Origin of the sequence: Bradyrhizobium macuxiense (assembly GCF_007993935.1) — a bacterium.
Taxonomy (GTDB): domain Bacteria; phylum Pseudomonadota; class Alphaproteobacteria; order Rhizobiales; family Xanthobacteraceae; genus Bradyrhizobium; species Bradyrhizobium macuxiense_A.
In genome coordinates, this window is record NZ_VITY01000009.1 from 1 (window position 1) to 12,743 (window position 12,743).

The 12,743-nt window shown below is 65.8% G+C and carries 11 protein-coding genes; 6 read left to right on the top strand and 5 right to left on the bottom strand.

Annotated elements, in window-relative coordinates; translation table 11 throughout:
* Positions 1–343 precede the first annotated feature (343 nt).
* The 5 genes from FBZ93_RS23090 to FBZ93_RS23110 all read left to right on the top strand — a co-directional run bounded on the left by FBZ93_RS23090 (position 344) and on the right by FBZ93_RS23110 (position 5,615).
* Complete coding sequence (locus FBZ93_RS23090) at positions 344–1,138, top strand: crotonase/enoyl-CoA hydratase family protein (protein WP_146988791.1); 795 nt, start codon at positions 344–346, stop codon at positions 1,136–1,138.
* Positions 1,135–3,006, top strand: a complete 1,872-nt coding sequence (locus FBZ93_RS23095; protein ID WP_146988793.1) for a feruloyl-CoA synthase — start codon at positions 1,135–1,137, stop codon at positions 3,004–3,006. The genes FBZ93_RS23090 and FBZ93_RS23095 overlap by 4 nt, the downstream gene beginning before the upstream one ends.
* A 20-nt stretch (positions 3,007–3,026) precedes the next feature.
* Positions 3,027–3,788 carry an SDR family NAD(P)-dependent oxidoreductase gene (locus FBZ93_RS23100; RefSeq protein ID WP_146988795.1) on the top strand — a complete coding sequence of 254 codons (762 nt, stop codon included), beginning with the start codon at positions 3,027–3,029 and terminating at the stop codon, positions 3,786–3,788.
* 63 nt (positions 3,789–3,851) lie between these two features.
* The gene (locus FBZ93_RS23105; protein WP_146988797.1) at positions 3,852–4,271 is read left to right on the top strand and encodes an acyl-CoA thioesterase; all 420 of its coding nucleotides are present in this window, start codon (positions 3,852–3,854) and stop codon (positions 4,269–4,271) included.
* A 192-nt stretch (positions 4,272–4,463) separates the two neighbouring features.
* Complete coding sequence (locus FBZ93_RS23110; RefSeq protein ID WP_050425478.1) at positions 4,464–5,615, top strand: ABC transporter substrate-binding protein; 1,152 nt, start codon at positions 4,464–4,466, stop codon at positions 5,613–5,615.
* A gap of 163 nt (positions 5,616–5,778) precedes the next feature.
* On the opposite strand, the gene FBZ93_RS23115 is transcribed toward FBZ93_RS23110, so the two are convergent.
* Genes FBZ93_RS23115 through FBZ93_RS23125 form a run of 3 tightly spaced genes read right to left on the bottom strand, consistent with a single transcriptional unit; the run spans position 5,779 to position 9,322 of the window.
* On the bottom strand, positions 5,779–6,510 hold the full coding sequence (locus FBZ93_RS23115) for an ABC transporter ATP-binding protein (protein ID WP_146988799.1): 732 nt from the start codon (positions 6,508–6,510) through the stop codon (positions 5,779–5,781).
* Positions 6,507–8,276, bottom strand: coding sequence for a branched-chain amino acid ABC transporter ATP-binding protein/permease (locus FBZ93_RS23120; protein WP_146988801.1), 1,770 nt, complete (start codon positions 8,274–8,276; stop codon positions 6,507–6,509). The genes FBZ93_RS23115 and FBZ93_RS23120 overlap by 4 nt, the downstream gene beginning before the upstream one ends.
* A 5-nt stretch (positions 8,277–8,281) precedes the next feature.
* Positions 8,282–9,322: a branched-chain amino acid ABC transporter permease gene (locus FBZ93_RS23125; RefSeq protein ID WP_167529179.1), complete on the bottom strand. Its 1,041-nt coding sequence runs from the start codon at positions 9,320–9,322 to the stop codon at positions 8,282–8,284.
* Between the two features lie 179 nt (positions 9,323–9,501).
* Between FBZ93_RS23125 and FBZ93_RS23130 the strand changes: the two genes are divergently transcribed.
* A complete protein-coding gene (locus tag FBZ93_RS23130; protein WP_050425473.1) occupies positions 9,502–10,020 on the top strand; it encodes a MarR family winged helix-turn-helix transcriptional regulator in 519 nt (172 codons plus the stop codon).
* 119 nt (positions 10,021–10,139) lie between these two features.
* Here the strand turns inward: FBZ93_RS23130 and FBZ93_RS23135 are convergent, their stop codons facing one another.
* Positions 10,140–11,423 carry a glycerate kinase type-2 family protein gene (locus FBZ93_RS23135; RefSeq protein WP_146988803.1) on the bottom strand — a complete coding sequence of 428 codons (1,284 nt, stop codon included), beginning with the start codon at positions 11,421–11,423 and terminating at the stop codon, positions 10,140–10,142.
* Positions 11,424–11,444: 21 nt separating this feature from the next.
* Positions 11,445–12,677, bottom strand: coding sequence for an ABC transporter substrate-binding protein (locus tag FBZ93_RS23140; RefSeq protein ID WP_146988805.1), 1,233 nt, complete (start codon positions 12,675–12,677; stop codon positions 11,445–11,447).
* Positions 12,678–12,743 lie beyond the last annotated feature (66 nt).

Sequence of the window (12,743 nt, forward strand, 5' to 3'; positions counted from 1 at the left end):
GCATGGACGGCCTCCCGAATCGACCAATCCAGCCAATTGTGATGTGTCAGCTATGTCCCCGAACACCTGTCCGTGATCTGTCCGGTCTAAACACTTCGCGGGTGATGACACCGCGTTGTGCGGCATCTTGAATCGAGACCATCCTCATCGTCGTCCTGGCGAAAGCCAGGACCCATTACCCCAAATCTCAATTGTTGGACGACGCCGGGGCCACGATCCCGTTCGCCACCACATGCGGTGGTTATGGGTCCGGCTTTCGCCAGGACGACGATCATGAACCCATATTGACTCCTGCGATGATAGTTATAAAATATAACTATTCTAACTAGGAAACAATAACGCCATGGGAAACGCTGCCGACGCGGGTGACGCCTCGCTGCTCAGGCTCGAGACGCGAGGGGCCGTGCTGACGGTCGGGCTGAACCGGCCCGCCAAGCGCAATGCGCTGAACGACGGCATCATCCTGGCGCTGCGGGATTGCTTTTCTGCCATCCCGGAAGAAATCGGCGCGGTCGTCATCCACGGCATCGGCGATCATTTCTCGTCCGGCCTCGATCTCTCCGAGTTGACCGAGCGCGACGCCACCGAGGGGCTGGTGCATTCCCAAATGTGGCACCGCGTGTTCGACCGCATCCAGTATTGCCGCGTGCCCGTGATCGCCGCGCTGAAGGGCGCTGTCATCGGCGGCGGGCTGGAGTTGGCCTGCGCGGCACATATCCGGGTTGCCGAGCCGTCGGCCTATTTCGCGCTGCCCGAGGGCCAGCGCGGCATTTTCGTCGGCGGCGGTGGATCGGTGCGGCTGCCGCGCCTGATCGGTGTGCCGCGGATGGCCGACATGATGCTGACCGGCCGGGTCTACTCGGCGACCGAAGGCGCCGCTTACGGCTTCTCGCAATATCTCACCGAGGCCGACGGCGCCTTGCCCAAGGCGCTGGAGCTCGCCGAGCGCGTCGCTGCCAACGCGCCGCTGACCAATTTCGCGGTGTTGCAGGCGCTGCCGATGATCGCCGAGGCCAATCCGCAGACCGGCCTCCTGATGGAATCGCTGATGGCGACGGTGGCGCAGAGCGACAAGGAAGCCAAGAAGCGGATCCGCGCCTTCCTGGATCGCAAGACCGCCAAGGTGAAGCCGACATGAGCGCCACGCCGTCTCCGTCCACTGCGAGCACACCTCCGCTGCGCCCGATCTCGTTCGGCAACCCCGACGTCACCGTCGAGCGCCGCGATGACGGCACCATCTACCTTCGTCCCAAGCTCAAGCTCGCCGACTATCCCGTTCGCCTCACCGACCGGCTGCATCACTGGGCGCAAGCCGAGCCGAACCGCGTGTTCATGGCCGAGCGTGCCGCCGGCGGCGGCTGGCGCCAGATCACCTACGCGCAACTGCGCGAGACCACGCGGCGCATCGCCTCGGCGCTGATCGCGCGCGGATTGTCGGCCGAGCGGCCGATCGTGATTCTGTCGGGCAATTCGATCGATCACGCGCTGATCGCACTCGGCGCGCTCTATGCCGGCATTCCGTTCTGCCCCGTGTCGCCGGCCTATTCGCTGGTGTCGCGCGACTACGGCAAGCTCAGCTTCGTCATCAAGCTGCTGACGCCGGGCCTCGTCTTCGTCGACGACGCCGACAAATTCGCCGATGCGTTGCGCGCCAATGTCGGACCCGATGTCGAGATCGCGGCAAGCCGTGGCGCCGTGCCCGGTCGCGAGGTGACGCGGCTCGCCGATCTCATGGCGACACAGGAAGACGGGGGCCTCGACGCGATCCATGCGGCCGTTGGTCCCGACACCATCGCGAAATTCCTGCTGACATCGGGCTCGACCGGCAATCCCAAGGCCGTCATCAACACCCAGCGCATGATCTGCGCCAACCAAGTGATGCTGCGCGAGACGCTGGCGTTCCTGAAGGACGAGCCGCCCGTCATCGTCGACTGGCTGCCGTGGAATCACACGTTCGGCGGCAACCACAATGTCGGGCTGACGCTGTTCAACGGCGGCTCGATGTATCTCGACGAGGGCAAGCCGATGCCCGGCGGCATCGAGGAGACCGTGCGAAACCTGCGCGAGGTCTCGCCGACGGTCTATTTCAACGTGCCCAAGGGCTATGAAGCGCTGCTGCCCTATCTGCGCGACGACGCGGCCTTGCGGGCAAAATTCTTCCACCGGCTGCATGCGATGTTCTTTTCCGGCGCCGCGCTGTCGCCGTTCATCTGGAACAGCCTCGATGCGCTTGCCGTGCAGGAAAAGGGTTATCGCGTGCCGATGCTGACCGGGCTCGGCGCCACCGAGACCTCGCCGTTCTTCATGTCGGTGCGCCCCGATACCAGCCGCTCCGGCCATGTCGGGCTTCCGGTGTCGGGCAATGATGCGAAGCTCGTCCCGAACAACGGTAAGCTCGAGGTACGCGCCAAGGGCCCGAACGTGACGCCCGGCTACTGGCGGCAGCCGGAGCTGACCGCGAAAGCGTTCGACGAGGAAGGCTTCTACAAGTTCGGCGACGCGCTGAAGCCCGCCAACGCGAGCGATCTCGATGCCGGCTTCGATTTCGATGGCCGCATCGCCGAGGATTTCAAGCTGGCGAGCGGCACCTGGGTCAGCGTCGGACCGTTGCGGGCGCGTTTTGTCGGCACCTGTGCGCCGCTGGTGCGCGACGTCGTGATCGCGGGCCTCAACCGCGACGAGCTCGCGGCGATCGTGATCCTCGATCTCGACGGCTGCCGCCTGATCAATCCGCAGCTTGCCGCTGGCGACATCGCCGCCGCGGCCAATGATCCCGTGGTGCGCGCTGCCTTCCGCGAACGTTTCGCGCGCGTCCTTGCCAGTGCCACCGGCTCGTCGAACCGGATCGCGCGGGCGATCCTGCTCGACACTCCGCTGTCGATCGATCGAGGCGAGGTCACCGACAAGGGCTCGATCAACCAGCGTGCGGTGCTGGAGCATCGCACCGACATCATCGAAGCGCTCTATGCGCCGGTGCCCCCGGCATCGGTCATCACGTCAGTCTGAGTATTGAAGAGGAGAATGTCATGCAGTTGAAGGACCAGGCCGCCATCGTCACCGGCGGCGCATCGGGATTGGGCGCTGCGACCGCGCGCCGGCTTGCCGCGCAGGGCGCCAGGGTCGCGGTCTGCGACCTCAACGCCAAGCTCGCCGAGAGCGTTGCGGCCGAGATCGGCGGCATTGCCGTGGTCTGCGACGTCGCTGATGCAGCGGCCGCCGAAGCCGCGGTCGCTGCCGCCGCCAAGGCGCATGGCCCGGCGCGCGTGCTGGTGAACTGCGCCGGCATCGGGGTGGCAAAACGCGTGATCGGCCGCGACGGGCCGATGGCGCTCGCCGACTTCGACAAGGTGATCAGGGTCAATCTGCTCGGCTCGTTCAACATGCTGCGGCTTGCGACATCTGACATGTCGAAGCTCGAGCCGCTCGCGACCGGCGAACGCGGCGTCGTGATCTCGACCGCCTCGGTCGCGGCCTATGACGGCCAGATCGGGCAAGCGGCCTATTCGGCCTCGAAGGGCGGCATCGTCGCGATGACCCTGCCGATCGCGCGTGAGCTCGCGCAATTCGGCATCCGCGTGCTGACCATCGCGCCCGGCCTGTTCATGACGCCCTTGCTGGCCGGCCTGCCGCAGGAAGCGCAGGATTCGCTCGCCGCCGCGATCCCGTTCCCGCGCCGGCTCGGTCAGGCCGACGAGTTCGCCTCGCTGGCGCTGCACATGATCGACAATCCCTATCTGAACGGCGAAGTGGTGCGGCTCGATGCCGCGCTCCGGATGGCGCCGCGCTGACGCATGATCCGGAGGCGCATGACGCGCGCCTCCGGATCGCCCATGCTCAATCGAGGATAAACCATGTTCGTCAACCGGCGTGACGTGCAGATCCAATGGGGCGATTGCGACCCCGCCAACATCGTCTATTACCCGCGCTACTTCGCGATGTTCGACGACTCGACCTCGATCATGTTCGAGGCGGCCGGCTGTTCGAAGCAGGACCTCGTCCACAAATACGGCCTGGTCGGCATTCCCATGGTCGACACGCGGGCGAAATTCCACATTCCGTCGACCCATGGCGACTGGATTACCATCGAGAGCCGGATCGAGAGTATCAAGCGCTCGAGCTTCGAGGTGGTGCACCGCGTGTTCAAGGGCGAGGCACTGGCGATCGAGGCGTTCGAGACGCGGGTGCTGGTCGGCCGTCACCCGGACGATCCCGCCAAGCTGAAATCGGCGCCGTTTCCGCAGGAGATCATCGACCGCTTCATGAACGGCTGAGGTGTGCGTGAAGGGCTGTCTCGCGTCTCCTCATGATTCGACTTTTGGAGCATGAACCCCGCGCAAACGCGTTCCGTGCTTGTCGCGAGGGAAAACCGGTTTCCACTTTTCCGGATCATGCTCTAAAGAAGGGGCTGAATTGGCCCGCAAAACTGGTTTAAACCCAAAAAACATATCCGCAGGGAGGAATGAATGAGGAAGGCCACTCTCGCCGCAGCGGCGCTCGCAGCTGTTTTCGCGCTGCCGGGCGCGCCTGCTCTGGCGCAGACCAATGAAATCACCATCGGCATCTCGATCTCGACCACCGGCCCCGCCGCGGCGCTCGGCATCCCTGAGCGCAACGCGCTCGATTTCGTGCCGAAGGAGATCGGCGGCGTGCCGCTGAAGCTGATCGTGCTCGACGACGCCGGCGATCCGACGGCCGCGACCACCAATACACGGCGCTTCGTCACCGAGTCCAAGGCCGACATCATCATGGGCTCCTGCATTACGCCGACGACGATCGCGGTGTCGACGGTCGCCAACGAGGCCGGCATCCCGCATCTCGGCCTCGCGCCGTTCCCGATCAACGAGGCCCGCGCGAAATGGTCGGTCGACCTGCCGCAGTCGATTCCGATTATGGGCAAGGTGCTCTACGAGCACATGAAGGCGCACAACATCAAGACCGTCGGCTATATCGGCTATTCGGATTCCTACGGCGACCTCTGGGTCAACGACTTCAAGGCGCAGGCCGTACCGATGGGCCTCACCATGACCGACGAGGAGCGCTTCGCGCGTCCGGATACCTCGGTCGCGGGCCAGGTGCTGAAGCTCGTCGCCGCCAATCCCGACGCGATCCTGGTCGGCGCCTCCGGCACCGCCGCGGCGCTGCCCCAGACCGCGCTGCGCGAGCGCGGCTACAAGGGCCTGATTTACCAGACCCACGGCGCCGCCACGATGGACTTCATCCGCATCGCCGGCGCATCGGCGGAAGGCGTCATCATGTCGGCGGGCCCGATCATGTCGCCGGAAACCCAAGCCGACAGCGCGCTGACCAAGAAGCCCGGTCTCACGCTGAACGCGGCCTATGAAGCCAAGTACGGCGCCAACAGCCGCAGCCAGTTCGCCGGCCATTCCTTCGACGCCTTCGAGGTGCTGAAGCGCATCATCCCGACCGCGCTGAAGACCGCCAAGCCCGGCACGCCGGAATTCCGCGAGGCGATCCGCCAGGCGTTCATCTCCGAGAAGGAGATCGTCGCATCCCAGGGCGTCTACAACTGGACCGAAAAGGACCGCTACGGCCTCGACGACCGCTCGCGCATCCTGCTGACCGTCAAGGACGGCAAGTACGTCCCGGCGATGTGAGCCGATTGCAGCCTGCGAAGACAAAGAAGCCGGCCCCGCTGGGCCGGCTTTTTTCATCGCGAGATTGCGTAGGGTGGGTAGAGCGAAGCGAAACCCACCATCTCGATCTGGAGACGAAGCCGATGGGTTTCGCTGCGCTCTACCCATCCCACGGTGTCGCTCCTCAAATCGCGCTTTCGCCTTCGTGCTGGAAGCCGAGATAGCTCGCGGCGACGCCCTTGTTGGCGGCGATGTCTTTGGCGGAGCCTGACAGCACGAACTCGCCGAGCTCCATCACATAGGCGCGATCGGCGATCTGCAGTGCGGCCTGGGCGTTCTGCTCGACCAAGAGCACCGAGACGCCGGCGGAGCGGAGCTCGCCAACGATGCGGAAGATGTCGGCGACGATGATCGGGGCGAGGCCGAGGCTCGGTTCGTCCAGCATCAAGAGTTTTGGTGCGCCCATCAGCGCGCGGCCCATCGCCAGCATCTGCTGCTCGCCGCCGGACAGCGTGCCGGCGAGCTGCTTGCGCCGCTCCTTGAGCCGCGGAAACAACGCGTAGACCCGCTCCAGCGAGGTCGCCGCGATCGCCTTCGGGATCCGGAAGGCGCCGAGCTCGAGATTATCCTCGACATTCATGGTGCCGAACAATTCGCGATGCTCGGGCACCAGGCTGAGGCCGGTGGCGACGCGATCTTCTATGTCCAGCGGTGCCATGTCGACGCCGGCAAAGACGGTGCGGCCCCGCAGCGGCAGCACGCCCATGATGGCGTTGAGCAAGGTGGTCTTGCCGGCACCATTGGCGCCGATGATGGTGACGATCTCGTTGCCTCCGACGTCGAGCGAGACGCCGCGCACGGCCTCGACCTTGCCGTAGGCGATGTGGACGTCGGTCACCGTCAATAGCGCGCTCATGCGGCGGCTCCGAGATAGGCCTTGATCACGTCGGGGTTGCGCTTGATCGCGGCCGGCGTGCCCTCGGCGATCTTGGTGCCGAAATCCAGCACCACGATGCGGTCGGCGAGATCCATCACGAATCCCATGTCGTGCTCGACCAGCAGCACCGACATGCCGCCGTCGCGCAATTGCCGAAGCAGCGCGGCAAGCCGCTGCTTCTCCATGTGGCGCAGGCCGGCGGCCGGCTCGTCGAGCAACAGCAGCATCGGATCGACGCACAGCGCGCGGGCGATCTCGACGATGCGCTGCTGGCCGAGCGACAGCGAGCCTGCGAGCTGGTCGATCTGGTCGGACAGCCCGACGCGTTCGATCTGCCGCGCGGCTTCCGCCAGCAGCTTGGCCTCGTCCGCGCGGTCGAGCCGCAGCATGCTCGAGATCGCGCCGGAATTGCCGCGCAGATGCGCGCCGATCGCGACGTTCTCCAGCACGGTCATGTCGGGCACCAGCTTGACGTGCTGGAACGTCCTGCTGACGCCGAGCTTGACCACCTCTTGCGGCGGTGCGTTCTCGACCTCCTTGCCCTGAACGAAGATCTTGCCGCCGGTTGCCGACAGCACGCCGGTGATCAGGTTGAAGGTCGTGCTCTTGCCGGCGCCGTTGGGGCCGATCAGCGCGACGATCTCGCGCGCGTTGACGTCGAACGAGACGTCATTCACGGCGAGCACGCCGCCGAACTGTTTTCGTGCTTTCTCGATATGCAGCAGCACCGGTGACGTTCCCGGTGCGCGTTCACGGTGTTCCAGCTTCACCGATGTGTCCGGCGTCTTGCGGGTGGGCTTGAACGGCAGCTTTGACATCAGCCAGGGCCAGACGCCCTGCGGCGCCAGCTGCAACAGCAACACCAGCATGATGCCGAACACGATGGTCTCGAGCTGACTCTGGCCGCCGAAGATGTAGGGCAGGTAGCTCTGCAGCACCTCTTTCAGGATCACGACGATGGCGGCGCCGAGCACGCCGCCCCAGACGTAACCGGCGCCGCCGACCACGGCGATGAACAGATACTCGATGCCGGCCTGCGCGCCGAACGGTGTCGGGTTGGCGGCGCGCTGGAAATGCGCGTAGAGCCAGCCGGACAGGCCGGCCAGCACCGCGGCATAGATGAACACCAGCAGCTTCGCGCGCGGTGTCTGCACACCGAAAGCTTCGGCCGCGACATGGCCGCGCCGCAAGGCGCGGATGGCGCGCCCGGTGCGGGAATCCAGCAGGTTCATGGTCAGCAGCGCGGAGAGCAGCACCGCGACCCAGATCGCGTAGTAGATCGTATCCGGGCTCAGCATCTTGAACGCGCCGATCGACAGCGGCGGAATGCCTGAAATGCCGTCGTTGCGGCCGAGGAATTCCAGCTTGCTGAACAGGTAGAACAGCCCGATGCCCCAGGCGATGGTGCCGAGCGGCAGATAGTGGCCCGACAGCCGCACCGTGACGAGGCCGAGCAGCACCGCCGCGATGCCGCTGACCAGCAACGAAGCCGGCAGCGTCAGCCACGGCGAGACGCCGTAGGCGGTGGTCAGCACCGCGGTGGTGTAAGCGCCGAAGCCGCAGAACGCGGCCTGTCCGAACGAGGTGAGGCCGCCGACGCCGGTGAGCAGCACGAGGCCCATCGCGACCAGCGCGGCGAGGCCGATGTTGTCGAGCAGCACGATCCAGAACGGCGGGACGCCCGGCAGCAGCGGGATCACCGCCATCACGAGCGCGAAGATGATGAGAGGAAGCCGCTGCGTCATCGCGCTCAATCCTTCTCTTCTTCGACCTGGGGCGCTGCGAGCGAGCGCAGCACCAGGACCGGAAGGATCAGCGTGAATACGATGACTTCCTTGAAATTGCTGGCGTAGAACGACGAGAAGGCCTCGACGATGCCGACCACGATGGCCGCGACCGCGGTCAAGGGATAGCTGACCAGCCCGCCGATGATCGCGGCGATGAAACCCTTCAGGCCGATCAGGAAGCCGGTGTCGTAATAGAGCGTGGTGATCGGCACGATCAGGATGCCGGAGATCGCGCCGATTACGGAGGCGAGGAGGAATGCGATCTGGCCCGACAGCGTGGTGCGGATGCCGACCAGGCGGGCGCCGAGCCGATTGACCGCGGTGGCGCGCAGCGCCTTGCCGGTCTTGGTGTAGCCGAAGAACAGCCACAGCGCGACGATGAAGCCGACCGTCAGGCCGTAGACCGCAAGGCTCTGGCCGGTGAAGCGCAGCGGACCCGCGGTCACCGCCGCACTCGACAGCGCCGGGCCGCGCAGGCCCTCGGCGCCGAAGAACACGAGGCCGAGGCCCTGCAGCGCCAGATGGCAGCCGACCGAGGCGATCAGCAGCACCAGCACCGAGGTGTGCGCGATCGGCTGGAACGCGATGCGGTAGAGGAACAGCCCGATCGCCGCCACGATCAGGAGCGCCAGCGCGATGTTGACGGCGATCGGCGTGTGGGGACCGACCAGCGCATAGACGAGGCCGAGCAGCGCGGTGGGAAAGGCGATGTTGAGCGCGACCGAGCGGATCACCAGCCGCGCGTGCAGCGCCTTGCGGGCGAAGAACAGGTCGAGCGCGAAGGCGACGAGGCCCATCGCGACCGCAAGCCGCGCCGTGCCGGGCACCTGGCCGGTCGCCAGCATGGCGTAGCTCAGCGCGCCGTAGGTCACGAATTCGCCCTGCGGGATCAGGATCACCCGCGTCACCGCGAACACCAGCACCAGGGCCAGCCCCAGCAGTGCGTAGATCGCGCCATTGGTGATGCCGTCCTGCAGCAGGAACAGCATGATCGTCGTGTTCAAGGCCGGGCGCTCCCCCTTAAGCGTCGGACCGCCGCAGCCGGCTGTGCCGGCCGGGTCGGCCGATATCGGTTGTTGAAAGCAGCCGATATTTGATATACCCGATAACAATTATTAAATATAATCTCAAGGTCCCCGAGCGTCCCGCGGGGTTTTTGTACCGGGATTGCGAGCCTGGAGCGATGACTGTTTCAAAAACCGCCTCCGATGCCGCCAGATCGTCGCGCGCCCTGCGCAGGGAACCGGTCGATCCTGCCGGGGACGACAGCATGCTGCAACTGGGCGAACTGTCCGGATTGCTCGGCTATTCGCTGAAACGCGCGCAGCTCAAGGTATTCGAGGACTTTCTGCGCTGCGTCGCGCCGCTGCAACTGACGCCGGCGCAGTTCTCGGTGCTGTTGCTGCTCGACAAGAATCCGGGCCGCAACCAGACCGAGATCGCCAATACGCTCGGCATCCTCAGGCCGAATTTCGTCGCCATGCTGGACGCGCTGGAGAGCCGCGACCTTTGCGCGCGGATGCGCTCGACCAACGACCGCCGCTCCCACATCCTGGTCCTGACCGACCGCGGCCGCGCCGTGCTGGCGCGCGCCAAGAAGCTGGTCGCCAACAAGCACGAGGCGCGGCTGATCGAGGTGCTCGGCCCGGCCAACCATGCCGCGCTGCTGGAGATGCTTGCGAAACTCGCGCAGGAGTTTTGAGCGGCGGAGCGGGACCCATCCGCGTCATTGCGAGCGCAGCGAAGCAATCCATCGTGCAGCATGCGCGGACAGATCCTTCGTCGCTGCGCGCCTCGCAATGACGAGGCGAGGGCGGAGCGTCAATCCACCAAAATCACCCGGACGTCGTTGACATTGGTCAGCGTCGGCCCGGTCAGCAGCAAATCCCCGGTCTGTGCGAAGAAGCCCGTCGCATCGTTGTTCTCGAGATAGGCCCTGGGATCGAGGCCGATCGATTTCATCTTCGCGAACGTCGCCTGGTCGATCACCGCGCCTGCGGGGTCGGTGGCGCTGCCGGCGCCGCCATCGGCGCCGTCGGTGTCGGCGGCGAGCGCAGAGATGTCGGGCGTGTCCTTGAGCAGGTCGGCCAGCGCCAGCGCGTATTCCTGGTTGGGGCCGCCGCGGCCATTGCCGCGCACGGTCACGGTGAGTTCGCCGCCCGAAATGATCGCAACGCGCTTGCCCTCGCTGCGCGCCTTGAGCGCAAGCCGGGCGTGTTCGGCCGCGACCTCGCGGGCCTCGCCTTCGAGATCGGCGCCGAGCGCGATGGTCTCGTAGCCTGAGTCCTGCGCGACCTTCACCGCGGCGTCGATCGAGGCCTTGGGTTTTGCCAGCAGTTCGAACGTCGCCCGCGCAAAGGCGGGATCGCCGGGCTTGCAGCTCTCATTGCTGGGATCGTCGAGTGCGCGGCGGACCGCATCATCGACGGAGAGATTGTACTTGGCGACCAGCGCGCGGGCATCCGCCAGCGTGGTCGGATCCGGCACCGTCGGCCCCGAGGCGATCGCGGAGGGATCGTCGTGCGGCACGTCCGAGATCGCCAGCGTGACGATCTCGGCGGCGTGCTGGCCGGCGCGCGCCAGCCGCCCGCCCTTGATCCGCGACAGATGCTTGCGGACGGTGTTCATCTCGCCGATCGGCGCGCCGGAGCGCAACAGGGCGCGGTTGACCTGCTGCTTCTGGGCAAAGCTCACGCCCTCGACGGGTGCGATCCAGTTCGCCGAGCCGCCGCCGGTCAGCAGCACCAGCAACAGATCGTCGGGGGTGGCTTCGGCCGCCAGCCGTAGCGTATCGTCGGCGGCGCGCAGGCCGGCCTCATCGGGCACGGGGTGGCCAGCCTCGACCACCTTGATGCGGCGGGTCGGCACGCCATGGCCGTGGCGGGTGGTGGCGATACCGACCAGCCGCGACGGCTCGAGCCCGAGCGTGTCGAGATAATGCCGCTCCGCCGCCGCGGCCATGGCGCCGGCGCCCTTGCCGGCGGCGAGGCAGATCACGCGTCCCTTCGGCGCCGGCCGCAGCCGCGATGCCAGCACCACATCGGGATGCGCAGCCGCCACCGCGGCATCGAAGATCGAACGCAGGAAAGGACGACGGTCGGTCATGGCTGTGCTTTCGTTCCGCGGTCAGTTGCCGCCAATTTCGCCGCTGATGACGTCGCCGAACAATTGCCAGCGCTCGTCCTTGAACTGCATCAGCTGCAGCTGCTCGATCGGCTGGAAGTCGTTCGGACCGGTCGAGAGCGTCACGCCGGGCAGCAGGCCGCCCTGCGCAAACTGCTTCAGGCTCGCCGCCTGCTTCATCACATTGGCGCGGGTGAGGTCGTCGCCGCAGCGGCGCAGCACCTCGACCATGGTGGTCGCCATGTTGTAGCCGGTCATCGCCGAGGCATCGACGCGGTTGGTGTCGGGCATGTACTTGGCGAGCAGCTCGGCAAACGCCTTCATGCCGGCGTCGTCCTTCCACTGCGGATCGCTGGCGTCCTTGGCGTAGGCCGCCGAGATCACGCCCTGCGCATTGTCGAGCCCGGCCGGGCGCATCACGGTTGCGGTGGAGGCCGAGACGTTGGAGACGATGGTCACCGGCTTCCAGTTCATCTCGCCGAGCTTCTTGATCGCCTGGGCGCCGAATTTCGGCGTGGTGAAGAAGATGATGACGTCGGGATTGGAGGATTTCAGCCGCACCACATGGGAATCGATGGTGGGTTCGGCAACCTCGTAGCTCTCCTTGGCGGCGATCCGCGCGGGATCGCCGGCGAAGCCGTCTTCCAGGCCTTTCAGGTAATCCTTGCCCATGTCGTCGTTCTGGTAGAGCACCGCGACCTTGGCGGTGGGCTTCTCCTTGAGCAGGTATTTCGCGTAGATACGCGACTCGCTCTGGTAGCTCGGCAGCCAGCCCATGGTCCACGGAAACGCCTTCGGATCGTTCCACTTGGTCGCGCCGGTCGCGACGAACAGCTGCGGCACCTTCTTGGCGTTGAGATATTTCTGAATCGCGGTGTTGGAGGCGGTGCCGAGCGTGCCGAACAGGAACAGCACCTCGTCGCTCTCGACCAGCTTGCGCGCCTGCTCGACCGCCTTCGGCGGCGAATAGGCATCGTCATAGGAGATGAAATTGATCTTGCGGCCGTTGATGCCGCCGTCGTCGTTGACCTTCTTGAACACCGCGGTCATCGCCTTGCCGACCACGCCATAGGCCGACGCCGGGCCGCTATAGGGCACGATATTGCCGATCTTGATCTCGGTGTCGCTCGCACCGGTGTCGTATTTCTTCTGCGCCCAGGCGGCATGTCCGGTCGCGGCGGCGACGGCAAGGCCAAGCAGGGCGGTTGCGACACGGTGGCGGATCGGCTTCGGCATCTCCCGAAAACTCCTTGTTGTTGCCGCCGCACGGGCGACGGTTTCTTGCCGGGTTTCCTAGCGCAT